Here is a 24,050-nt window from a genome sequence, read left to right as displayed (position 1 = left end):
GTGCTGCGGTGACGCGCGCAAGGCACAATCGGCCCGCAGGCCATGAAATTAATTGATTGCCGAGCGCTGTAAGCGTCATAAAACCGCCGCAAGTGTTTCATCAGTGTAACGGATGCGCTATCTATCGATCGTTTCGGGATTTTCTTTATGACCGTTCGGCCGGGCTTGCCTATATACACGTCTACTGGCGATATTGCTCATCCCTTCCTGCCCAACGGATCCCTGCCATGCCGCTCGCCACTCTGATTCGTCGATCCAGCCTGCCTTGCCCGGACATCAGCACCGATCAGGCAGCCCGATTGCTCTCGACGCATTACGGGCTGACGGGCGCGCTCAAGGAGCTGGGCAGCCATCAGGATCGCAACTTTCGGGTTGATGGCGGTGAAGGCCGGCGCTTCGTATTGAAGATCTGCCATGGCGATTACTCGACCACCGAGCTTGCCGCACAACATGCAGCCCTGCGCCATCTGGCCGATGTGCCAGGCATTCGCGTACCGCAGGTGATCACCGCCCTCGACGGCCAGGACCTGCTGTCGACCGAGGTGGACGGCCACCCGGTGCATGTGCGCCTGCTGGAGTTCATCGAAGGGCAGTCGCTGGCTCACGTCGAGCATCTGAGCCAGCCAGTGGTGGCGGGGCTGGCGCAGTTGTGCGCGCGGGTCGATGTCGCGCTGGCCGACTTCCGGCATCCCGGGCTCGAGCGCATCCTTCAATGGGACCCGCGCCATGCCAGCGCGCTGGTCAGGCACCTGCTGCCGGTCATCGAGGACGCCGACAAGCGAGCCTGCATCGCCCAGGCCGCTGAACAGGCCCATGCCCGCCTGGTGCCGCTGGTTGCGGGGTTGCCGATACAGGCGATCCACATGGACATCACCGAATACAACGTGGTGTGGGAACGTGATGCCCATCATATGTGGCAACTGCAGGGCCTGATCGATTTTGGCGATCTGGTCAGCACCTGGCGCATCGCCGATCTGTCGGTGACCTGTGCCGCGCTGCTGCACCATGCCCAGGGCGATCCGCTCTACATCCTGTCGGCGATCCAGGCGTACCACGCGATAAACCCGTTGCAGCCCCAGGAGTTGCAGGCCCTGTGGCCGCTGATCGTCGCGCGCTCGGCGGTGCTGGTGCTCAGCAGCGAGCAGCAGGCCAGCATCGAGCCGGACAATGCCTATATCCAGGCGAACCTGGCCAGCGAGTGGAACATCTTCGACGTCGCGACCTCCGTGCCGATGGCGCTGATGGAGGCGGCGATTTTCAATGCAGTGGGCCAGTTGGACACTGCTGGCGAGGAGCATTCCTTCGCGCCGCTGTTGCCCGGTTTGAATGGCCAGGCCTTTACCTCTGTGGACCTGGGTGTGCTCAGCGAGCATTTCGAGGCGGGCAACTGGGAGCAGAGCGGGATCGACGAGCAACTGCTCAAGGACGCTGCCCGGGCCCACGGGCTGGCGGCCAGCCGCTACGGTGAATACCGGTTGTCCCGGACGTTGCCTGACAGCGCCCGCGAACCGGACACTTTCGCCCTGCATGTCGAACTGGTCATTCCCTATGGCATTGCAGTGCACGCACCTTTTCACGGGGCCTTGCGGCATACCGCCGATGGCGCGCTGGTGCTGGTCGGCAGCGACATGAACCTGCGCCTGTGGGGCGTGCGTTCGGACTTCGATTCAGGCGTGCAGTTTGCCGCTGGCGATGTGATCGGGCAGGGCGGCGGCTCGCTGATCGTGCAGCTGTGCAGCGAACCGGACGTCAGCCCGCCGTTGTTCACCACGCCTTCCCGGGCAGCGGCATGGCAGGCCTTGTGCCCGTCGCCCAAGGCGCTGCTGGGGTTCGATTGCGACGCCCCCGGCGCAGAAAACGCTGTCGAACTGCTGGCGCGCCGTGATGCCAGCTTCGCCCGTTCGCAGAAGCACTACTATCAGGCGCCGCCGCAGATCGAGCGTGGCTGGCGCAATCATCTGATCGACATGCAGGGCCGGTCCTATCTGGACATGCTCAACAACGTGGCCGTGCTCGGCCATGGTCACCCGCGCATGGTGCAGGTGGCGGCCAGACAATGGTCGCTGCTCAACACCAACTCGCGCTTTCACTACGCGGCCATTGCCGAGTTTTCCGAGCGCCTGCTCAAGCTTGCGCCTGAAGGCATGGACCGGGTGTTTCTGGTCAACAGCGGCACCGAGGCGAATGATCTGGCGATTCGCCTGGCCTGGGCCTACAGCGGCGGGCGCGATGTCCTGAGTGTGCTGGAGGCGTATCACGGCTGGTCGGTGGCCACCGACGCCATCTCGACCTCCATCGCCGATAACCCGCAAGCCCTCAGCACCCGGCCTGACTGGGTGCATCCGGTAGTCGCGCCGAATACGTATCGGGGCGAAGCGAGGGGCGCGGACAGTACGCCGTTCTACCTGCAAAGCGTGGATGCCCATCTGGCGCGCCTGGCCGAACAAGGTCGGCAACTGGCCGGGTTCATCTGCGAGCCGGTGTATGGCAACGCCGGCGGCATCTCCCTGCCGCCGGGCTACTTGCAGCAGGTCTACCAGAAGGTCCGGGACCAGGGCGGGGTGTGTATCGCCGACGAGGTGCAGGTCGGTTATGGCCGCCTGGGGCATTACTTCTGGGGCTTCGAAGAGCAGGGCGTGGTACCGGACATCATTACCATGGCCAAGGGCATGGGCAACGGCCATCCGCTGGGCGCAGTGATTACCCGCCGCGAGATCGCCGAGGCGCTGGAGGCGGAAGGCTATTTCTTCTCCTCGTCAGGCGGCAGCCCCGTGAGTTGCAGGATCGGCATGGCGGTGCTGGACGTCATGGAGGAAGAGAAGCTGTGGGAAAACGCCCAATTGGTTGGCGGCCATTTCAAAGAGCGGCTGCTCGCGCTGATCGATAAACACCCGTTGGTGGGCGCGGCCCATGGCTCGGGCTTCTACCTGGGGCTGGAGCTGGTGCGCAATCGCCAGACCCTGGAGCCTGCCACCGAAGAAACCGCCTACCTGTGCGACCGTCTGCGCGAGCTGGGCATTTTCATGCAGCCCACCGGGGATTACCTGAACATCCTCAAGATCAAGCCACCGATGGTCACCACCCGACGCAGCGTGGATTTCTTCATCGATAACGTTTCGAAGGTGCTGAGCGAGCTTGAGGGATAACCCGGGTTTTCTCGCCCGTAGCAGCACGGCTTGCCGGCGGGGCGTACTTGAGATCGCTCCCGCCGGCAAGCCGTGCTGCTACGGGGGGCATTTAATATCGATTTATATCGGTTTCTGGTCGGGATTATTTGCGGCATCCGTAAAGCCGGGCTTTTGTAACCGATTTTTATCGGCTATAAAGGCGTCCAGATTGTCATGGCGTGTCTGCTATGGTGATTGGCGATCAAACTGAAGCGGGCGTGCTGGTTCATAGCGCAGGCCCTGACGAACTGGAGTCCTGAAACATGACCACACTCAACAGCACCCCGCGCGCCGATGGTTTCTACATGCCCGCCGAATGGGCACCGCAGACCCAGACCTGGATGGTCTGGCCTGAGCGTCCGGACAACTGGCGCCTGGGCGGCAAGCCGGTGCAGTCCGCTCACGTCGCGGTGGCCAAGGCCATTGCCCGTTTCGAGCCTGTGACCGTGGCCGTCTCCGCTGCGCAATACGACAACGCTCGCGCCCGCCTGGACGTGCCGAACATTCGTGTGGTCGAAATCAGCAACGACGACGCCTGGGTGCGTGATACCGGCCCGACCTTCGTCATCAACGACCAGGGCGAAGTGCGTGGCGTGGATTGGGATTTCAACGCCTGGGGCGGTTTCAACGGTGGCCTGTATTCGCCATGGAACCTGGATTCGGCGCTGGCCAGCAAGGTGCTGGAAATCGAACGCTGCCCGCGTTACGTCACCGAAGGCTTCGTGCTGGAAGGCGGCTCGATCCATGTCGATGGCGAAGGCACGCTGATCACTACCGAAGAGTGCCTGCTCAACCGCAATCGCAACCCGCACCTGTCCCGCGAAGAGATCGAAGCGGTGCTGCGCGATCACCTGTCGGTGGACACCGTCATCTGGCTGCCGGATGGCCTGTTCAACGACGAAACCGATGGCCATGTGGATAACTTCTGCTGCTACGTGCGTCCGGGCGAAGTCCTGCTGGCCTGGACCGACGATCCGCAAGACCCCAACTACCCGCGCTGCCAGGCGGCCATGGCCGTGCTGGAAAACGCACGGGACGCCAAGGGGCGCCCGTTCATCGTGCACAAGATGCCGATCCCGGGGCCGCTGTTCGCCACCGAGGAAGAGTGTGCTGGCGTCGATCAGGTGCACGGCAGCCAGGAACGCGACCCGTCGGTGCGTCTGGCCGGCTCCTACGTGAACTTCCTGATCGTCAACGGCGGCATCATCGCCCCGAGCTTCGACGACCCGCTGGACGAAACCGCGCGCCAGATCCTGCAGCGCCTGTTCCCGGAACACGAAGTGGTCATGGTGCCAGGCCGTGAGTTGCTGCTCGGTGGCGGCAATATCCACTGCCTGACCCAGCAACAGCCGGCGCCTCATCGCCCCTGAGTTGGTTCACTTCTTGCTCGCAACGAAGCCTGTCGAACGACGGGCTTTTTTGTGGGTGGCGTTTTCTCGTTTACCCACACAAAAGTGTCCGAAGGTTACTTAAACGGTTACCTGATTCGTTCGTCTGTAACAAAAGTACCGTAGATTTCGCGGCTCAAGACACAAGAGGTTATCCCTATGAACGCAGGTCATGAGTCATCAGTGACTCGAGGTTTGTCTGCGAGCAGTGAAGCACGGCAGATGATGGCGGACTGGTTACGGATAACCCAGGTTCCAAAAACGCAGAGTCAGGCGCAGGAATACCGGACTATGCTGATCCAGCGTTACCCCTACGGGTTGATGAACGACGCGGAAATCGACGCGCTGGTAGGTATTCTCGACAGCTGATGGACACGCCTCTTCGGATGACGAAGAGGCGAACCCGTTTATCAGTTTGGGTTTCATCAAATTGACACCCTTCTATGCCGCGGATAGCATTCGCGCCTCCACCGCCTGTGGCCAAGCGCCATGTACGTGCATCAGTAGTCCACTGCGATGATTTCGTGCGGGCTTTCGGGACTGTCATCGGTCTCGAGAGACGCGATTACCTGTCCGGGTATTGCCACAGCGCGCGATTAATCTGCACACAAGGACAACAAGATGAAACAGCGTATCGGCCTGCTCACCCTGGGCATTCTGGCTGCCACCCACGCGATGGCAGACGGGCAAGCGGACTCCAAGGGCTTTGTCGAAGACAGCAGCCTGAAGGTCAACCTGCGTAACGCCTACATCAACCGTGACTACAAGAACCACGGCGGCCCGGGCGTAGACAACGCCGACCGCGCCGAGTGGGGCCAGGCATTCATGGCCAACTATTCGTCCGGTTTCACCCAGGGCACCGTAGGTGTGGGTGTCGATGCATTCGGCCTGTACGCTGTGCGTCTGGACGGCGGCAAGGGCAAGAGCGGCGCCGGTGGCATCGACTTCTTCAAGCAGGACAGCAGCGGCAACCCTGCCGATGACCTGTCGCGCTTCGGCGGCGCGGTCAAGTTCCGCATCTCCAACACCGAGCTGAAATACGGCGACATGATGCCGGAGCTGCCGGTGCTCAGTTACGACAACGTTCGCCTGCTGCCTGAGAGCTACACCGGTACCCTGATCACTTCCAAAGAGATCAAGGACCTGACCCTGGTCGCCGGCCGCTTCACCGCCCAGACCCGCAAGAGCGCCGAGGGCCGCGACAGTGGCGACCTGAAGAGCATCAACGTCTATGGTGCCAGCTACAAGTTCACCGACGCCTTCAGCGGCGCGTTCTATGCGTCCGACGACGAAGACACGCTCAAGAAGCAGTACCTGAACCTGAACTACGTCTTCGCCTTGCCACAGGATCAGTCCCTGACCCTGGACTTCAACGGCTACAAGACCAAGATGGACAAGGACATCGCTGCCGACGACGCACGCGACAACAAGATCTGGAGCCTGGCCGCTACCTGGGCCACTGGCATCCACTCCTTCACCATCGCGCACCAGCGCAGCACCGGCGAAACCGGCTACAACTACGGCGGCTATCGCAGCAACGGCGGCTACAGCGATGGCGGCAACACCATCTACCTGGCCAACTCCTACTGGTCCGACTTCAACGGCAAGGACGAGCGCTCCTGGCAGCTGGGTTACGGCGTGAACCTGTCCAGCGTCGTCACCCCGGGTCTGAGCTACAAGATCGCCTACGTACGCGGCGACAACATCGACGACGGCAGCGACCGTGGCCGTGGCGAAGAGCGCGAGTGGTTCAGCCAGCTGACCTACGTGGTACAGAGCGGCCCGGCCAAAGACCTGTCGGTGCGCCTGCGCAACTCCATCCTGCGCGTGTCGAACAACGCCGACCAGTACAACCGCCAGGGTAACGAAACCCGCATCTTCATCGACTACCCGATCAACGTTTTCTGATGTTGAACGGCTGTTAAGCTGAAGTTGTGCAAACGCCCCGGTCGAGAGATCGGGGCGTTTTTGTTTGGGGGTAGGGTTTGGTGCAGTTGGGGGCTGCGCGACCTTTTTCTTGTGCTGGCGCGAAGGGGCGCACGAAGCTCTGATGAATACATATGCACCACCACACAGGCGCATCTCTACTGGACTATGAGCCGAATAAATCGCATATTCGGCTCATAGTGTGAGCCGAATAAAGCCCCTATTCGGCTCATTTCTTCACGAGGCCCGCTGTGAATCAACCGCTCGAATGGATCTGGCAACACCGCAATTGGCCATCCTTCCACTGGGATGTCGAGCCGCTCGCGCCTTTATTGCGGGCGTGTACCCAGGCGCAGGGCCGTTTGTTGGGAATGATCGGCGCCTCGGGCGGCGATGCCACCGTGCATACCGAGCTCGATGCACTTCTGCAGAACGTCATTACCTCATCGGCCATCGAAGGTGAGCAACTGAATGTCGGCTCCGTCCGCTCCTCGCTGGCGAAAAGGCTGGGCCTCGCCGCTGATGACGGTGTAACTCCGCGCAGCGAAGGGCTGGCCGAGTTGATGCTCGATGCCACTCAGCAGTTTCAGGCGCCATTGACCTTCGAGCGGCTGATGTACTGGCACCGCCTGTTGTTTCCGGAAACCGAATCGTTGCTGGCCAAGCGGGTTCAGGTCGGGATGCTACGGGGCAACGAGCCCATGCAGGTGGTCTCGGGGCGGCTGGACCGGCCAGTGGTGCATTTCGAGGCGCCACCCCGGGAAGGGCTGGAAAAACAGCTTTATGACTTCTTCTCCTGGTTCAACGCCAGCGCCGTCGACGTGACGCTGGACCCTTTGCTTCGGGCGGGCATCGCGCATTTCTGGTTCGTCACGCTGCACCCGTTCGACGACGGCAATGGCCGCCTGACCCGCGCGATCACCGATCTGGCGCTGGCCCAGGGCGAAAGCCAGGCCATTCGCTTCTACGCGATGTCAGCCAGCATCCTCAGTAACCGTCAGGGTTACTACCAGATACTCGAAAATACCCAGCGCGGCGGCCTTGATCTGACGCCCTGGCTTGCGTGGTTTCTGCAGATCCTGCTGCGCACGCTGGAGCAGGCCATGCAGCGCATGGACCGGGTGCTCGCCAAGGCGCGGTTCTGGCAGGCCCACCGTGATGATGGCCTGTCTGCCGAGCAGATCAAGGTGCTCAACCGTCTGCTCAATGGCGATCTGCTGTCCGAAAAACCCGGCGCGGGATTCGAGGGCGGGATAAGTGCGGCTCAGTATCAGGCGGTGGCGAAGGTCAGTAAGGCCACGGCGACCCGGCATCTGTCCGATCTGCTGGAGAAGGGCTGTCTGGAGAGGCTTCCCGGAGGAGGGCGCAGCACACGCTACCAGATCGATTGGGGAGCGGCGTGAAGGGGCAACCATTACTCTGATAGTAACGATTGAACCCCAAGCTTGATTGATACCCCGCCCCCAGACCTTCTAATGTGACCCACGACAGCGAACCCCCGTGGAGTCAGCATGACTACAACAACACTTGACCCGCGCTGGTCGCGTCGTCGCAGCGAGAAGCAGCGGCGGCTCGAGCAAGTGCGTTCCCTCGCCGATGGCGTGGTACTGCCCACCGACAAGATCGTCGCGGCCCTGGAGGCGTTGATTGCGCCTGGTGATCGCGTGGTGCTTGAAGGCAACAACCAGAAACAGGCGGATTTCCTCTCCCGTTCGCTGGTCAAGGCCGATCCCGGCAAACTCCATGACCTGCACATGATCATGCCCAGCGTCGGCCGCGCCGAGCACCTGGACCTGTTCGAACGCGGCATCGCCCGCAAGCTCGATTTCTCTTTCGCCGGTACGCAAAGCCTGCGCATCAGCCAGTTGCTGGAAGACGGCCTGCTGGAAATCGGCGCGATTCACACCTACATCGAGCTGTATTCGCGGCTGCTGGTGGACCTGATTCCCAACGTCGTGCTGTCAGCCGGCTTCAAGGCTGACCGCGCCGGTAATATCTATACCGGCGCCAGCACCGAAGACACCCCCGCACTCATCGAACCTGCGGCCTTCAGCGACGGCATCGTCATCGTCCAGGTCAATGAACTGGTGGACGATGTCAGCGACCTCCCACGCGTAGACATCCCGGCGTCCTGGGTCGACTTCGTGGTGGTCGCCGACAAACCTTTCTACATCGAACCGCTGTTCACCCGCGACCCGCGCCACATCAAGCCGGTCCATGTGCTGATGGCGATGATGGCGATCCGCGGCATCTACGAGAAACACAACGTCCAGTCGCTGAACCACGGCATCGGCTTCAACACCGCCGCCATTGAGCTGATCCTGCCGACCTACGGCGAATCCCTCGGGCTCAAGGGCAAGATCTGCCGCAACTGGACCCTTAACCCGCACCCGACCCTCATCCCCGCCATCGAAAGCGGCTGGGTGGAAAGCGTGCATTGCTTCGGCACCGAACTGGGCATGGAGAACTACATCGCGGCGCGGCCCGACGTGTTCTTCACCGGGCGCGATGGCTCGATGCGCTCCAACCGCATGATGTGCCAGTTGGCCGGTCAGTACGCCGTGGACCTGTTCATCGGCGCCACGCTGCAAGTGGACGGCGACGGCCATTCGTCCACCGTCACCCGCGGGCGCCTGGCCGGTTTCGGCGGCGCGCCAAACATGGGTCACGATCCTCGCGGCCGCCGTCACAGCACGCCGGCTTGGCTCGACATGCGCCAGCAAAACCCGGACACCGACGCGTACCTGGAACGCGGCAAAAAGCTCGTGGTGCAGATGGTCGAAACCTTTCAGGAAGGCGGCAAGCCCACCTTCGTTGAGACCCTGGACGCCATCGACGTGGCGAAGAAAAGCGGCATGCCGCTGGCGCCGATCATGGTCTACGGCGACGACGTCACCCACCTGCTGACCGAAGAAGGCATCGCCTACCTCTACAAGGCGCGCAGCCTGGAAGAGCGCCAGGCCATGATCGCCGCCGTCGCCGGCGTGACCGCCATTGGCCTGCGCCACAACCCCAAAGACACCGCCCGCATGCGCCGCGACGGGCTGATCGCGCTGCCCGAAGATTTAGGCATTCGCCGCACCGACGCCAGCCGTGAATTGCTGGCCGCCAAGAGCATCGCCGAACTGGTGGAATGGTCCGGTGGCTTGTACAACCCGCCTGCCAAATTCAGGAGCTGGTGATGCGCGCACTCAATCTGGCTTTCAATGAAACGCCTCGGGCCCTGCCCCTGGCTGAACGGCTGGCGGACCTTGCCGTGGACGCGCTGATCGACGAGGCCGACCTCTCGCCCAAGCCCGCGCTGGTGGACCGTCGCAGCAGCGGCGCGCACAAGGACCTGCACCTGGGCCTGATGCACGCTTCGGCCCTGTCCCTGTGGCCTGCGTTCAAGGAAATGGCCGAGGTCGCCATCGACATCGGCGAAATCAACCAGCCACTGCGTGAAGCGATTGGCCGCATCGGTCGTGAAGGCGAAGCGGCGATGATGCGCACCACCGGCGGCGTGAACACCCATCGCGGCGCGATCTGGGCCCTTGGGCTGCTGGTGACGGCTGCTGCGCTGGACCCTGCGGACCTGTCGGCTGCCGGGCTCGGCCTACGCGCCGCCTGCCTGGCGCTGATCGAAGATCGTCAGCAGCCGGCCAGCAACAGCCATGGCGCGCAAGTCGCTCGCCAATACGGCGCGATGGGCGCCAAAGAGCAGGCGCAGATGGGCTTTCCCGCCGCCACCCAACAGGCTCTGCCGCAACTGCTGCGCAGCCGCAAGGCCGGCCACGGCGAACAGAACGCTCGGCTCGACGCGCTGTTGGCGATCATGACCACGCTGTCGGACACCTGCGTGCTGTACCGCGCAGGCGAACAAGGCCTGCACGCCATGCAAAGCGGCGCGCAGCGTGTGCTGAGTGCCGGTGGCAGCGCGACCCTCAGTGGCCGCCGCGCCCTGCACGAGCTGGATCAGCAACTGCTGGGCCTCAACGCATCTCCCGGTGGCGCGGCCGACCTGCTCGCCGCCACCCTGTTCATCGATTGCCTGGAGCCTGCGCTCGGCAATGACGCGAGGACTGTCTGACCATGGAAACCCTGTCATTTGAATTCCCCGCCGGCCAGCCTCCACTGGGCCGCGCACTGGTGGGCTGTGTCGGCTCGGGCGATCTGGAAGTGATGCTCGAACCCGGCCTGCCCGGCAAACTGACGATCAACGTCGTGACCTCGGTCAACGGCAGTTCGGCGCGCTGGCAGCACCTGTTCGAACGCATGTTCAGCGAGCAGACGCCGCCCGCCCTGAGCATCGACATTCATGATTTCGGCGCCACCCCCGGCGTGGTCCGGCTGCGGCTGGAACAGGGCTTCGAGGAGATCGGCCATGACTGACAGCGCACGCTTGCTGCAGCAGCACAGCTTCATCGAACTCGGCGCCCGGCAACGCGCCAAGGCACTGCTGGACGAAGGCACCTTTCGCGAACTGATCGATCCATTTGCGCGGATGACCTCTCCGTGGTTGCCGAAACAGGGCGTCGTGCCCCAGGCCGATGACGGTGTAGTCGTCGCCAAAGGTGCTATCGGCGGTCAGCCAGTGGTGGTGTGCGCCATCGAAGGCGCCTTTCAGGGCGGCAGCATGGGCGAAGTCGGCGGGGCGAAAATGGCCGGCGCGCTGGAGCTTGCCGCCGAAGACAACCGCAAGGGCATTCCGACCGCCGCCGTACTGCTGCTGGAAACCGGTGGCGTGCGTTTGCAGGAGGCCAACCTGGGCCTGGCCGCCATCGCTGAAATCCACGCGGCTATCGTCGATCTGCGCCGTTATCAGCCGGTGATCGGCGTGGTGGCGGGCAGCGTCGGTTGCTTTGGCGGCATGTCGATTGCGGCCGGGTTGTGCAGCTACCTGGTGGTCACCCAGGAAGCACGTCTGGGCCTCAACGGCCCGCAGGTGATCGAGCAGGAAGCGGGCATCGAAGAGTACGACTCCCGCGACCGGCCCTTCATCTGGAGCATCACCGGCGGCGAACAGCGCTTCGCCAGCGGACTGGTGGACGCCTACGTGCCCGACGACATCAAGGCCATCGCCCGGCAAGTGGAAGACCTGCTGAGCAAAGGCAAACCCGAGCAGGAGCGCAGCGGCCAGTACGCGCAGTTCCTCAAGCGCCTGGCGCAGGTGGACACCGCCACCCAGATCGACCCCGCCGCCGTGCGCAGCCTGTACCAAGGAGAACAGCCATGAGCTCGTATTCCACACGCGGTTTGAACTGGTTCAACGCCCTGGCCGCAGGCGCTGCCCAAGTGCCCGGCCTACCGGTTTCGGTGAAGGCGGCTGATGGCAAGCTGGGCGATCAGAACGTGCGCTTTCTCGCCGTCGTCGCCGACCCGGCCAACCGCTTCCCCCGTGCGCAAAACGGCGAAGTTGGCCTGCTGGAAGGCTGGGGCCTGGCGCAAGCCGTGGACAGCGCCATCGAACAGGATCGAAACAACGCCGAAAAACGCCCGCTGATCGCCATCATCGACGTACCCAGCCAGGCCTATGGCCGCCGCGAAGAAGCGCTGGGCATTCACCAGGCATTGGCCGGTGCGGTGGACGCTTACACCCGCGCTCGTCTGGCCGGGCATCCGGTGATCGGTCTGCTGGTCGGCAAGGCCATGTCCGGCGCCTTTCTCGCCCACGGCTACCAGGCCAACCGCCTGATCGCCCTGCGCGACCCCGGGGTGATGGTTCATGCGATGGGCAAGGCTTCGGCGGCGCGGGTGACACTGCGCAGCGTCGAAGAACTGGAAAAACTCGCCGCCACCATCCCGCCCATGGCCTACGACATCGACAGCTACGGCGGCCTCGGCCTGCTTTGGGAAACCCTCTCGGTTGACCAGATCGAACAGCCTGCCGACGCGGACCTGGCGCGTGTTCAAGATTGCCTGCTCGCTGCCATCAAAGACGTACGTGGCAGCACCACCGACCTCAGCTCACGCCTCGGCGCGCCGAATCGTTCGGCGTCGTCCAAAGTGCGTGAACTGCTGCGGGCGCAGTGGTAATGAACGCCTTCGCGCCGGTGCAGCCCCACGATCTGTTGTGGGGCCTGCCCGTGGCCGCCTTGCCTGCCGATGCGCCAGCATGGGTGGCCGAAGTGATTGGTCTGGGCCACCCGGTGGTGGTCCGACGGGCACAAGTCGCGGACGACTGCGTGGCGGTGGGCGTGCGTGGACGTACGCGCGATCAGCGTTTTGCCCTGGTAATGAAACGCGCCGACATCTGCCGGTGCGTGCAGCCCGAGCAATTGATTGATGGCGCGACGGACAGTGAGTGGCCCGCGCTTGAAGCCCTTCGCCAGATTCATCCAGCCATGCAAAAGCTCGGCTTGCCATGGGGCGTGGCCGGCAGTGCCGGTTTCGAACTGGCGACCGGCATCCCGGTGCTGCATCAGGCCAGCGACCTGGACCTGATCCTGCGCACCCCGCAGTTCTTCAGCCGCCAACAGGCCGCCGAACTCGTTACAGCACTGGACGGCGCCATCTGCCGCATCGACCTGCAACTGCAAACCCCGTTCGGCGCCGTGGCCCTGCGCGAGTGGGCGGGAGCGGCGCGGCAGGTGCTGCTCAAGGCCGACGACGGCGCACGGCTGGTCAGTAATCCGTGGCAACTTCAGGAGCGCGCAGCATGAGCAGCTTCTGGGTGTTTCCAGGGCAAGGCGCGCAGCAAGCGGGCATGTTGCATGCGCTGCCGAACGACCCCTTGATCGCCCAATGCCTGCGCGAAGCGAGCGATGCGCTCAACGAAGACGTCCTGACCCTCGACACCCAAGAGGCGCTGCAATCGACCCGCGCCGTGCAACTCTGCCTGTTGATCGCCGGTGTCGCCTGTTCGCGCCTGCTCATGGCCCAAGGCAACACCCCAGACTACGTCGCGGGCCTGTCCATCGGCGCTTATCCCGCCGCCGTCATCGCCGGTGCGCTGAGCTTCGCTGATGCCGTGCGGCTGGTGGCCCTGCGTGGCGAATTGATGCAAGAGGCTTATCCACAGGGTTACGGTATGACCGCGCTGATCGGCCTGGACCAGACCACCGTCGAACAGCTGATCGCCCAGATCCACAGCGCCGCCACCCCGGTGTACTTGGCCAACATCAACGCCGACAACCAGTTCGTCATCGCGGGCAGCGATCAGGCCATGGCCAGCGTCGCCGCACTGGCCCATGAGCAGGGCGCCGCAGCCGCCAAACGTCTGGCCGTCAGCGTGCCGTCCCACTGCGAGTTGCTCGACACGCCTGCGCAAAAACTCGCCGAGGCGTTCGCCCAAGTCAACCTGGCCGCGCCAACCCTGCGCTACCTCAGCGGCAGCACCGCACGGCCTATCTTCAACGCCGACAAACTACGCGACGACCTGGCCTTCAACATGAGCCGCGTCATCGACTGGCGCAGCACCGTGCAAACCGCCTACGAGCGCGGTGTGCGCCTGCAGATTGAAATGCCGCCTGGCACCGTCCTCACGGGGCTGGCGCGCAGAGTCTTCGAACAAGGATCCGCAGTCGCCTTCCAGGGTGCCCGGCTGGATACGCTGAGCGCACTGTCGCGAGAGGAGGGCACCGGCCACCCATAAACCGACTGCTGCTTTCGAAGGAACAAAAACAACAACTTCGACGATGCAATTTGAGGGCAATAACAATGATTATTTACGGTGTCGCGTTACTGGCTATCTGCACCCTTGCGGGGGTGATTCTCGGTGATCTGCTCGGCGTGCTGCTGGGCGTCAAATCCAACGTCGGCGGCGTCGGGATCGCCATGATCCTGCTGATCTGCGCCCGCCTGTTCATGCAAAAACGCGGCGGCATGAGCGAAGGCTGCGAAATGGGCGTCGGCTTCTGGGGCGCCATGTACATCCCGGTGGTGGTCGCCATGGCCGCCCAGCAAAACGTCGTGACCGCGCTCAAGGGCGGCCCGATTGCCGTCATCGCCGCCATCGGTTCCGTGGTGCTCTGCGGCCTGACCATCGCCATCATCAGCCGCACCAACAAGGGCGAACCGCTGCCCAAAGAGCAAGACGAAACCGCGCCCCACGCCAGCGTGATCGCCGCCACGCCAACCCCAGCAGGAGGCCGCTGATATGTGGGATCTCATCCAGAAAGACCTCATCAGCCAAGGCCTGGTCACCGCATTCGCCGTCGTCGGCGTGGTGATGTGGATCTCCGTGGTGCTCTCCAAACGCCTGACCTTCGGCCGCATCCACGGCTCGGCGATCGCCATCGTCATCGGCCTGGTACTGGCCTGGGTCGGCGGCGTCATGACCGGCGGTCAGAAAGGCCTCGCGGACATCGCCCTGTTCTCCGGCATTGGCCTGATGGGCGGCGCCATGCTGCGCGATTTCGCCATCGTCGCCACTGCCTTTGAAGTGCAGGCCACCGAAGCGAAAAAGGCCGGCCTGATCGGCGCCTTCTCCCTGTTCCTCGGCACCGTCCTGCCCTTCATCGTCGGCTCCTGCGTGGCCTACGCCTTCGGCTACCGCGACGCCGTCAGCATCACCACCATCGGCGCAGGCGCCGTCACCTACATCGTCGGCCCCGTCACCGGCGCCGCCCTGGGCGCCAGCTCCGACGTCATGGCCCTGTCCATCGCCACCGGCCTCATCAAAGCCATCCTCGTCATGGTCGGCACCCCCATGGCCGCCCGCTGGATGGGCCTGGACAACCCACGCTCCGCCATGGTCTTCGGCGGCCTGGCCGGCACCGTCAGCGGCGTCACCGCAGGCCTCGCCGCCACCGACCGCCGCCTAGTGCCCTACGGCGCACTCACCGCCACCTTCCACACAGGCCTGGGCTGCCTGCTCGGGCCATCGCTGCTGTACTTCATCGTGCGAGGCATCATGGGCTGATCCCCAACCCAGAGAACACCGCTCCCCGTAGGAGCGCGCTTGCCCGCGATTGCGGCCCACCACCCGCCGCAATCGCCCAGTCTTATCTTATTCTCAAGCGCGCCCCTCGCCGTTCATCTTCAACCCGACTTCTTATCCACACCCCGCACCTCACCCAACCCCGCAATAGAAGCCTCAACCAACGCCTTAGCCGCCTCGATCTGATGCACCACCGCCCGCGCCAAAGGCCGAAACTCAGGCGTAGAGTTATCCGCGGATTCATAAGCCGTCGCGGCGGCGCAGTTGAGGTATTCGGAAACCAGCACTAATGCATCCTCGACCAGGATGCCGGATTGCACGTTGAAGAGACTTCGACTGCCAAAGTTGACGCCGAAGGGGAGAGATTTGGTGACTGGGGTTTCGGGAGGGTGGGGTGTTGATCTGATCATTGTCCTTTCCTTGGTGAGATGAGCCAGCACCCCCTGCTGTCAATCAAAAGGGTGGCGGCTGTTCGCGGGTTGACAGACCAGTCACCGAGGAAACCTGGCGCACACGAATGTGCCCCACGTACAGCCGCCATAGAACAACATGCAGACGCGAAATCCGCATGCCATGTGGCGAGTGCTACTTTCTCAGTGAAATCGGCCTGTCAAAACCGGTCGCCGATTAGCGACGGAAAGGAGCCTATGCCTTGATCCAGAGCACTGCAACGCGCCGGAGAGCATATCCAGAATTTTCAGAAGCGTCCTACAGGATCTGGTTTGTTTTGTGGGGGGATGTGTCTGTTATTGCTCTTTTAAGGGCGAATAAAGCTCTCGTGGTCGCAGTGAATAAGCGTGCTGTGTCGCTGAGGTGAAACCTCCGTATGTATCCAGACGGTGCAAACCGTATCTACGGTTACCGCCGTCATCAATCTATGACTGATAACGGAAGCTAATATTCAGAATCGGCCTACAAACTGAGCACGTCTTCGGAAGAAGACAGCGCTTGTATCGCCTTGGCCCGAGACCTACCATCTAGCCGTTCCCGAAAGGGGCTTGCGAGACTCTATGGATCCTGGTTCGCCAGCAATCGTAGAGCCGAATAGGTGTAGGGCAATGAGAAACTGACCTGTTTCCGAACGAGGCGCCTAAAGGCGCCTTTTGTCTTTCTAGGCAAGCCGTTCGCACAGGCGGTTCTTGCACCAACTATTGCATTTGTACTGAGTCGTGATACGTCGCTGTGCCATCTGCCGGTTCCCAAACTCCAATCTTTGCGTCGCATTTTCCAACAGATCGTTGGAAGTTTTTTCACTAGCAAACTGCATGTCGAATTCTGAAAATTGGCTTAGCTTCGGCGAGACGCTCAATCAGAAAACTCATGCGATATGGATGGCTAATGTGATTTCTACCACTTTGGGGCATCAATCTTGCGTCGTGGCAGAGCACTGATTGACGGCGCCGTACGCTTTGTTGGCATCATTCGGCTCCGAGAATGGAACAGCTTGGAAAGGTGGTGATTTTGAAATTGTCAGCCGATTGCGTGAGAAAGGGTTTATCGATTAGCCGGTGACCAAGCATAAACTGGTATGGCTGACGTCTGAGGGGATGGAGCGAGGGAGTGAAAGTTGATTATCGGCTGCTTTCGGGAATTATCGGCTGAGGTATTGCTGCGTCGTCTCGCCCCGGCAGGTGGAAGACTCTACACACCGTAGCGCAAACACCCCTCAGGGTTACGCCCTTGTTTAAGGCGCAGAAAAACGAAAGGGCCGTGCTTCTGCGAGCCTTTTGATTTAGAACGATGGCACTAGATTCAGAGTTTTTAGGTGGTTTTGGTTCTAGGTGCTCCATGCTGTGAAAACATGGACAGTTTATATGGCCTCTATTCTCTGTGAGGGGATAGCGTTCAAAATCCAACACTCTTGATGAACATACAGTAACGATGCACTCATTGAATAATTTTTGTGTGCTGCCTGAAGCGCTAAATCATTCGATGGGGTCTGATTTGCATCGAAAGCTTGCTTGGCGGCGACAAATTTAGCTTGAAGATCTGATGAACTGATCAGTGCATTGGTTTTCATATTTTTGTTGGCGCCGTTGGAACAGACTCCGGCAAATTTGTAAGAGTCCATAATGGTAAATTTCCCATCCCCATCTATATCTACAGGCGACGACAACCACTTGAATGCGAACAGTAAAAATATATTTGCATGCCAAGACACTGGGCCGGATAAAAACGTTTCGGTCGTATGGAGGCTGAGGCTCTCATGAAGGTTTGTGGCGCCGATAAATACAATTTCGGGATCTGCCTCGCCGTCATCTTTTTTCTTGCTGCCAGCTCCAATGTAGTTGAATACCCCAGCGTAGCATTGTCCGAGGTATACTATGGCATGCTTCAAGTTAGGTGAAGATTTTAGACAGTTCAGAAGGGCGTGAGGGGTCACTGGCGACGCTGCATCTATTCCAAGTGGACCGCCATGGCCAGTCACAAACATTACAATGTTTTCATGCTTATTAGCGACTTGATCCACGAAAAAATCTTTAGATTCTTTAAGGTTGAACTGAGATGCTGTTCCGCTTTTAAGAAAATTTTCGATTGATGCGCGGTCGGGTCCATCAATATAGATTTCGATGTCGGAGATGCGAACGCCTGCCTTTTCTAAGCAAAGGATGCCAAAAGCAAGATCTGTAATATGACGGGTTTCCGCTTCATGTGCTGCGGATAAAAACAAGACCCATTTAGTGTTGCCGCCTATCAAACTCATTGATTGAAAAATCCTTTTAGCATCTGATGATTAGAATAGGCGGGTGTTACTGAGTGAAATGGGTCTATGAATGTCAGAAAAATAAAAAATCTCATCTATTTCGATTTTTTTTGACGACGGCTCTACTTGATGAAGTAGTCTGCCTCTGTCATCCAGTTTGTATATTGTTGAGTCGGTTTTAAGGTAGAAAGATGCCTTGCTGGAGGTTGAATCTTCTGACTTAAATAGTAACCACTCTCCCATGTTGACACATTCTTTAACAGAATCGTCAATGTCTGGGAGACTGCTAGACAATATATCATGAAGTTTCATTTCAGCCCTCGCCTGATTTTATAGAAGCATTTCGCAAAAATGCCTATGTAATGTCGCCGTATGCTAGTACACGCATGCATTTTTTGCACCCGGGTGAAACAATTTTTCGTCCTGGTAGCTCGGAATTTCTCCCATCCTCAGAGGCCAAGCTTGAGACCCGCAGCGCCACACTATCTCTCAGGTCGAGCTACATCGATTTAATAGACATAAGCTGCGGTCACAATCTGCAGCCCATGCGACGAATGGCAGCCGGAGAGGAATATTCACCTTCGCTGCGTCGACTCAAGTCAAAGCTTTGAGTCTGGCAAGGCAAGGCCTAGGGGGCAGCGCGGGTTTCGCATAGGCAAGCTTCGCAGGTTTGGGCGCCGTCCTGGCCATGGTCAAACTCCGGGCAAAAAAACTCGCCTTTTGCACGCCTGCTAGTAGCAGGACCCTACCCGTTGGGTAGGACGTGTGGCGAGTGTGTTGCGCTCGGGTTAATGAGGGTTGCTGGAACCGTCAACCAAAAATGCTGGGTGGTTACCTAAGAATAAACAAAAAAGGCCCACCTTTCGGTGAGCCTCTCTCGCTGAATCATGGTGCCGGCACCAGGAGTCGAACCCGGGACCTACTGATTACAAGTCAGTTGCTCTACCAACTGAGCTATACCGGCGTGTGGGCGCTGATTATAGGGATTTGAGCTGTCGAGTAAAGCCTTAATTTCGCTTTTTTTAGGCGGGCTTATGACGGATCGCGATTACCGTTATTCACAACTGATCCATCGGGTGGGGGACGGGCGGTTGATTTGTGGAAGCGTTCTCATTTGTTCGCAAGCTACTGTTTTTGCGCAAATTTAACAGTTGTTTAAAAAATGACCGATTTGTTAAAACGTTTGCGAGGCAGGGTTTGTCTGCGTTGGCGGGAATTCCATCAACAGAGTTATCCACAGGCTAGGGTGTGGTTTGTGACTCAGTTTCGTTCCGCCAGGATGAGCAGATTTCGTGGTGTGAGCAGGCTGTCGCAGAAGGTGCCGATGCGGACTGTGTAGTCACGTTGTTGCAGGTAGAGGGCGCGGTCGAGGATGAGCCATAGCTCCAGCGGGCGGCGGAAGAGGTTGCGTAGTAGTTCGAGGTTGCGCACCTGGGCCAGGCGTTGCCAGCCGGCGGCTTCGAGGGCGGGCCAGTCTTGGGGGCCGGGTGGGGGCAGGTGTTTGAGGTCGGCGAGGTCTGTGCAGTAGTCGGCGAAGGGTTTGTCGAGCCAGACGCTGGGCAGCGATGGGGTGGGCAGGTAGTCGTCGATGCCGCGCAGTTGGCGTTGCAGTATGTCGAACCCCAGGCGGCGGGCCATGGAGGTGTCGCGCTGGCGGCGTACGCGGGCGCCGGCGGTGACGGTTTCGCTGAGGGGCAGGGCGAGGTCGTCGAGGCTTAGGTGCAGTTCGGACGCCTGGCCGTTTGCGGACAGTGGCTGGTAGTGGTCGCTGGCGATGCGGTTGTAGCAGCAGGGGGCGATGGCCATGTGTTGGCAGTGGGCATCGCTGGCCAGTTGCATGAGGCGCACGTGGAGGTCGCCGCAGGCGTGGAGGGCGACGGGGGTGTGCTGTGCGGTCAGGCGGGTGACGGCCTCCTGGGCCATGACGTCCTGGTGCAGGTGTTGGGCGTTGATGCCGAGTTTGTCGCTGAGCTTGCGGCCGGCGTCGACCAGGTGCGGGTCGTATTCGAGGCAGGTCAGGGCCTGGCCGTCGTGGGCGAGGCGGCGGCCGAGGTGGCCTTTGCCGGAGCACCAGTCGAGCCAGTGGGTTGGGCTGTGGTGGAAGGTGAGGCGGCTGGCGAAGGCTTCGATCTGTTGCCACTTGCGGCCGGGGACGTCGACGCTCATGCGCGGGGAGACGTGGGTCAGCGCGGCGTGGGGCAGTGGGTCGATCTGGCTCAGGGTTCTGGATTGCTGTGCGAGCCGGGCGAAGGGCTCGGGGGCGTCGAGGTCTTCGGGGTGGTTGTGGGCGGCTTCGGCTTGTTCGAGGGTGCGGTTGCGCAGCCAGGTGGATAGGTCGGGGTGGAGTGTTTCCCACGGCAGTTGGCGATGGGTGAACGGGCGTGGACGCCACAGGTGCTGGTGCGCGAGCAGGAAGGCGTCGAGCGCTTGGAAGCGGGGGAGCAGGTCTGTGGGGTGCATGGCCGGGGGCGGTGGTGTTGGGTGTAGGGGGAGTTTAAGGGAGTTGGTGTGTCAGGTGGTGATGGGGTGGTTGGTTTGCTGCCGCTTTGCGGCAGGTCGCGGGCAAGCGCGCTCCTACAGGGTTGCGGTGACATGCATCTGTAGCAGCATGGCTTGCCAGCGGGGGCGGTCTGGAGGGCGCTCCCGCCGGCAAGCCGTGCTGCTACGGATTGTTGCTCACCTTTTAGCGGCCTTGCAGTGCGTTCACCCGCAACTTGCGTTCCAGCAGTTTGAAGGCTTGCACCAGCACGAAGGAGATCGTGAGGTAGATCAGGCCGGCCAGGAAGAAGCTTTGCTCGGGCATGTAGGTGCGGGCGTTGATGGTGCGGGCCATGCCGGTGATGTCGAGCAGGGTGACGGTGCTGGCCAGGGCGCTGGCCTTGAGCATCAGGATGACTTCGTTGCTGTACGCCGGCAGGCCGATGCGGGCGGCGCGGGGCAGGATGATGTATGTCATTGCCTTTGCTCGGGACATACCCAGCGCGCGGGCCGCTTCGACTTCACCCACCGGCACGGCCTGGATGGCGCCGCGCAGGATTTCTGCGATGTAGGCGGTGGTGTGCAGGGTCATGGTCAATGCCGCGCAGAAGAACGGGTCGCGCAGGTAGGGCCACAGCGGGCCCTGGGTGACGACGTCGAACTGCGCCAGCCCGTAGTACACCAGGAACAGCTGCACCAGCAGCGGTGTGCCGCGAAAGAAGAAGATGTAGGCGTACGGCAGCGCGCGCACGTAGTTGTTACGGGATGCGCGGGCGATGCCCATGGGGATCGCCAGGATCAGCCCGGCAACCACGGCGATGGCCACCAGCTCCAGTGTCAGGGTTGCACCTTGCAGCAGCTTGGGCATCCATTTGAGGGTGAATTCCCAAGTCATGATGCGCTCCTCGCAAACCCTGTCGATGCGCGACGCTCCAGCCATGCCAGGCCGACCATCGACAGTGCGGTCATGGTGAGGTACATCAAGGCCGCGACCATATAGAAGGTGAATGGCTCTTTGGTGCCGGTCACGGCGATCTGCGCGTGGCGCATGACTTCTTCAAGCCCGATCACGGACACCAGCGCAGTGTCTTTCATCAGGATCATGAACAGGTTGCCCAGCCCCGGCAGCGCGATGCGCCACATCTGCGGCATCACCAGCTTGATGAAGATGCGCGAGCGCGACAGTCCCAGTGCCAGCCCGGCTTCGCGATGGCCCTTGGGAATCGACAGCATGGCGCCGCGAAACACTTCGGTGGCATAGGCGCCGAAGCACAGGCCCAGGGCGATGACACCTGCGGCAAACGCGCTGAGCGACAGATTGGGAATGCCGAAAATGTGGCCGATGGCACGCATGGCGTTGACGGTGCCGAAGTAGATCAGCAACACCCAAAGCAGCTCGGGAATGCCGCGTACCAGGGTCGAGTAGCTGCCACCGAGCCATTGCAGGGCGCGATTGGACGAGGTTTTCGCCAGCGCGCCGAGCAGGCCGAGAACGAGACCCAGGCACAGGGCGGACAGCGCAAGTTGAATGGTCATCAGCATGCCAGCCGCCAGGGCCGGGCCGAATCCGTGGAGATCGAGGTTCATAACGCTTCTTGGCAGGAGAACCCGCGCCGCGGCTAACTCAGGAGCCGCGGCGCAGGTCGGGCGAATCAGAGGATGCTGAACGGGAAGTACTTGTCGTTGATCTTCTTGTAGGTGCCGTCTTCGATAATTTCCTTCAGCGCAGTGTTCAGGCGCTCGCGCAGTGGGTCGTCCTTGCGCACGGCGATGCCGATCTTGTCGTCGCCGAACATGGGCTCGCCCTTGAATTCATAGTTCTTGCCGGCGTCGCTCTTCAGCCACTCGTAGCTTGCGTATTTGTCACCCAGCAGGGCGTCGAGGCGGCCCGAGGACAGGTCCAGGAAGGCGTTTTCCTGGGAGTCGTAGAGCTTGACGGTCACGTCGTCGCCCCAGTTGTCTTCCAGCCAGGTGCCCGACAGGGTCGCGCGCTGGGCACCGATGGTCTTGCCCTTGAGGGCTTCCTTGATGGCGTCGTTGTTGGCGCCCAGGTTGGTCGACTTCGGTGCGATGAACTGCAGCTTGTTGGAGTAGTACGGGTTGGTGAAGTCCACCGCCTGCTTGCGCTCCTCGGTGATCGACATCGAGGAGATCAGGAAGTCGAACTTCTGCGCGTTCAGGGCCGGGATGATGCCGTCCCAGTCGGAAGTGACGACTTCGCAGGTGACTTTCATCTTGGCGCACAGGGCGTTGCCGATCTCGACGTCGAAGCCCACGACCTGGCCGCTGGCGTCCTTGTTGTTGAATGGCGGGTAGGCGCCTTCGATGCCCATTTTCAGGGTTTCTGCTGCAAAGGCATTGCCAGCCACGGCCAGGGTGGCGACGGCGGCCAGCAGGAAGTGTTTCAGGGTCTGCATCGATGTTGCTCCGTTAGCGATTGCTGGACATGAATTGTTTGCAGCGCGCCGATTGCGGGTCGTCGAAGACCTGTTGCGGCGATCCTTGTTCTTCTACCAGCCCTTGGTGCAGGAAGACCACTTCGCTGGACACCTGCCGGGCAAAATTCATTTCGTGGGTCACCATCAGCATGGTACGGCCTTCTTCGGCCAGGCCACGGATCACGTTGAGCACTTCCTGCACCATCTCCGGGTCGAGCGCGGAGGTTGGCTCGTCGAAGAGAATAACCTTGGGCTGCATCGCCAGGGTGCGGGCAATTGCTGCGCGCTGTTGCTGGCCGCCCGAGAGCTGGTTCGGGTAGGCGTGGCGCTTGTCGGCGATGCCGACCTTGGCCAGCAGCGCCTCGGCGGTTTCGATGGCTTCTGCCTTGCTCTGACCGAGCACCCGGCGTGGCGCCTCGATGATGTTGTCGAGCACGGTCATGTGCGGCCACAGGTTGAAATTCTGGAAGACGAAGCCGATCTCGCTGCGCAGGCGATTGATCTGACGGTTGTCCGCGGCGATCAGTTCACCCTTGCGCGTGGCTTTGAGTTTCAAGGATTCGCCCGCGATGAGGATTTCACCTTTGTGCGGGTTTTCCAGCAGGTTGATGCAGCGCAGCAGCGTGGATTTGCCGGAGCCGGATGAGCCCAGAATCGAAATCACGTCGCCATCGCGCGCGCTCAGCGAAATGCCCTTGAGCACTTCCAGTTCGCCGTAGCGCTTGTGCAGATCGCGGATTTCCAGGGCGGGCGTGGCCTCAGCCATTAAGGGACCTCATGTGTTCGATGTACTTGCCGCGCACGACAAACGGGCTCGCCCTGCGCAAAAAGGGCGCGATGTTGCCAGCTTTACCCGCCGTGGGAAAGGGTATTTCGGCCAACGGCACTATCAGCGGACGAATCTGTGCGCCGAATTGGTGCTTTCTGTCGGTTGATGTGTATTTTCGGTGCGGTCGTTCGTCTTTATCGTGTTGCGCTCGGTAACATTTCCTACAGAAATGGCGAAATGCTAGTTCGTTCAGATACTTACCAAATGCCTCTGAAACGCGCATATCCGGGGGCGACGTCGCTGACGAAATATTTTGGCGT

The 24,050-nt window shown here is 61.1% G+C and carries 21 protein-coding genes and 1 tRNA gene; 14 read left to right on the top strand and 8 right to left on the bottom strand.

The window, feature by feature from the left end:
* The first annotated feature begins 227 nt into the window (after nt 1-227).
* The 14 genes from ACIPOO_RS08880 to madM all read left to right on the top strand — a co-directional run bounded on the left by ACIPOO_RS08880 (nt 228) and on the right by madM (nt 15,323).
* Entirely contained in the window at nt 228-3,146 is a 2,919-nt protein-coding gene (locus tag ACIPOO_RS08880) for an aminotransferase (RefSeq protein ID WP_400605961.1), read from the top strand.
* Nucleotides 3,147-3,430: 284 nt separating this feature from the next.
* Nucleotides 3,431-4,537: an agmatine deiminase gene (aguA, locus tag ACIPOO_RS08875; RefSeq protein ID WP_274133232.1), complete on the top strand. Its 1,107-nt coding sequence runs from the start codon at nt 3,431-3,433 to the stop codon at nt 4,535-4,537.
* Nucleotides 4,538-4,714: 177 nt separating this feature from the next.
* Entirely contained in the window at nt 4,715-4,924 is a 210-nt protein-coding gene (locus ACIPOO_RS08870; protein WP_400605959.1) for a hypothetical protein, read from the top strand.
* A gap of 252 nt (nt 4,925-5,176) precedes the next feature.
* A complete protein-coding gene (locus tag ACIPOO_RS08865) occupies nt 5,177-6,463 on the top strand; it encodes an OprD family porin (RefSeq protein WP_274133230.1) in 1,287 nt (428 codons plus the stop codon).
* A 269-nt stretch (nt 6,464-6,732) separates the two neighbouring features.
* Nucleotides 6,733-7,884: a Fic family protein gene (locus tag ACIPOO_RS08860; protein WP_274133229.1), complete on the top strand. Its 1,152-nt coding sequence runs from the start codon at nt 6,733-6,735 to the stop codon at nt 7,882-7,884.
* Between the two features lie 108 nt (nt 7,885-7,992).
* A complete protein-coding gene (gene mdcA / locus ACIPOO_RS08855; protein ID WP_400605956.1) occupies nt 7,993-9,663 on the top strand; it encodes a malonate decarboxylase subunit alpha in 1,671 nt (556 codons plus the stop codon).
* Nucleotides 9,663-10,550 carry a triphosphoribosyl-dephospho-CoA synthase gene (locus tag ACIPOO_RS08850; RefSeq protein ID WP_400605953.1) on the top strand — a complete coding sequence of 296 codons (888 nt, stop codon included), beginning with the start codon at nt 9,663-9,665 and terminating at the stop codon, nt 10,548-10,550. The genes mdcA and ACIPOO_RS08850 overlap by 1 nt, the downstream gene beginning before the upstream one ends.
* A 2-nt stretch (nt 10,551-10,552) precedes the next feature.
* A complete protein-coding gene (locus ACIPOO_RS08845) occupies nt 10,553-10,852 on the top strand; it encodes a malonate decarboxylase subunit delta (protein ID WP_274133225.1) in 300 nt (99 codons plus the stop codon).
* Nucleotides 10,845-11,696, top strand: coding sequence for a biotin-independent malonate decarboxylase subunit beta (locus tag ACIPOO_RS08840; protein WP_400605950.1), 852 nt, complete (start codon nt 10,845-10,847; stop codon nt 11,694-11,696). The genes ACIPOO_RS08845 and ACIPOO_RS08840 overlap by 8 nt, the downstream gene beginning before the upstream one ends.
* The gene (gene mdcE, locus ACIPOO_RS08835; protein ID WP_400605948.1) at nt 11,693-12,496 is read left to right on the top strand and encodes a biotin-independent malonate decarboxylase subunit gamma; all 804 of its coding nucleotides are present in this window, start codon (nt 11,693-11,695) and stop codon (nt 12,494-12,496) included. The genes ACIPOO_RS08840 and mdcE overlap by 4 nt, the downstream gene beginning before the upstream one ends.
* The gene (locus tag ACIPOO_RS08830) at nt 12,496-13,122 is read left to right on the top strand and encodes a malonate decarboxylase holo-ACP synthase (protein ID WP_400605946.1); all 627 of its coding nucleotides are present in this window, start codon (nt 12,496-12,498) and stop codon (nt 13,120-13,122) included. Before mdcE ends, ACIPOO_RS08830 begins: the two co-directional genes overlap by 1 nt.
* Complete coding sequence (gene mdcH / locus ACIPOO_RS08825; RefSeq protein WP_400605944.1) at nt 13,119-14,054, top strand: malonate decarboxylase subunit epsilon; 936 nt, start codon at nt 13,119-13,121, stop codon at nt 14,052-14,054. Before ACIPOO_RS08830 ends, mdcH begins: the two co-directional genes overlap by 4 nt.
* Nucleotides 14,055-14,119: 65 nt before the next feature.
* Nucleotides 14,120-14,557, top strand: a complete 438-nt coding sequence (madL, locus tag ACIPOO_RS08820) for a malonate transporter subunit MadL (protein ID WP_400605942.1) — start codon at nt 14,120-14,122, stop codon at nt 14,555-14,557.
* Between the two features lies 1 nt (nt 14,558).
* Nucleotides 14,559-15,323, top strand: coding sequence for a malonate transporter subunit MadM (gene madM / locus ACIPOO_RS08815; protein WP_400605940.1), 765 nt, complete (start codon nt 14,559-14,561; stop codon nt 15,321-15,323).
* Nucleotides 15,324-15,442: 119 nt separating this feature from the next.
* On the opposite strand, the gene ACIPOO_RS08810 is transcribed toward madM, so the two are convergent.
* The 8 genes from ACIPOO_RS08810 to ACIPOO_RS08775 all read right to left on the bottom strand — a co-directional run bounded on the left by ACIPOO_RS08810 (nt 15,443) and on the right by ACIPOO_RS08775 (nt 23,727).
* Nucleotides 15,443-15,751 carry a DUF6124 family protein gene (locus ACIPOO_RS08810; RefSeq protein ID WP_274133218.1) on the bottom strand — a complete coding sequence of 103 codons (309 nt, stop codon included), beginning with the start codon at nt 15,749-15,751 and terminating at the stop codon, nt 15,443-15,445.
* A 1,400-nt stretch (nt 15,752-17,151) separates the two neighbouring features.
* Complete coding sequence (locus ACIPOO_RS08805) at nt 17,152-18,045, bottom strand: hypothetical protein (RefSeq protein ID WP_400605938.1); 894 nt, start codon at nt 18,043-18,045, stop codon at nt 17,152-17,154.
* Between the two features lie 888 nt (nt 18,046-18,933).
* Nucleotides 18,934-19,009 (bottom strand) — tRNA-Thr (locus ACIPOO_RS08800).
* A 296-nt stretch (nt 19,010-19,305) separates the two neighbouring features.
* Nucleotides 19,306-20,505 (bottom strand): methyltransferase, encoded by a 1,200-nt coding sequence (locus tag ACIPOO_RS08795; RefSeq protein ID WP_400605935.1) that lies wholly within the window; start codon nt 20,503-20,505, stop codon nt 19,306-19,308.
* 223 nt (nt 20,506-20,728) lie between these two features.
* A complete protein-coding gene (locus ACIPOO_RS08790) occupies nt 20,729-21,418 on the bottom strand; it encodes an ABC transporter permease (protein WP_400605933.1) in 690 nt (229 codons plus the stop codon).
* Complete coding sequence (locus ACIPOO_RS08785) at nt 21,415-22,110, bottom strand: ABC transporter permease (RefSeq protein ID WP_400605931.1); 696 nt, start codon at nt 22,108-22,110, stop codon at nt 21,415-21,417. The genes ACIPOO_RS08790 and ACIPOO_RS08785 overlap by 4 nt, the downstream gene beginning before the upstream one ends.
* A 65-nt stretch (nt 22,111-22,175) precedes the next feature.
* Nucleotides 22,176-22,940 (bottom strand): ABC transporter substrate-binding protein, encoded by a 765-nt coding sequence (locus tag ACIPOO_RS08780; protein ID WP_274133195.1) that lies wholly within the window; start codon nt 22,938-22,940, stop codon nt 22,176-22,178.
* A 13-nt stretch (nt 22,941-22,953) separates the two neighbouring features.
* Nucleotides 22,954-23,727: an ABC transporter ATP-binding protein gene (locus tag ACIPOO_RS08775; protein WP_400605929.1), complete on the bottom strand. Its 774-nt coding sequence runs from the start codon at nt 23,725-23,727 to the stop codon at nt 22,954-22,956.
* Between the last annotated feature and the right edge of the window lie 323 nt (nt 23,728-24,050).

Source organism: Pseudomonas sp. NPDC090201 (genome assembly GCF_044746825.1).
In the GTDB taxonomy this organism is placed as follows: Bacteria; Pseudomonadota; Gammaproteobacteria; order Pseudomonadales; family Pseudomonadaceae; genus Aquipseudomonas; species Aquipseudomonas putida_AD.
Note: the sequence above shows the minus strand (reverse complement) of the source record. Positions and strands in the feature narration are given on the sequence as shown.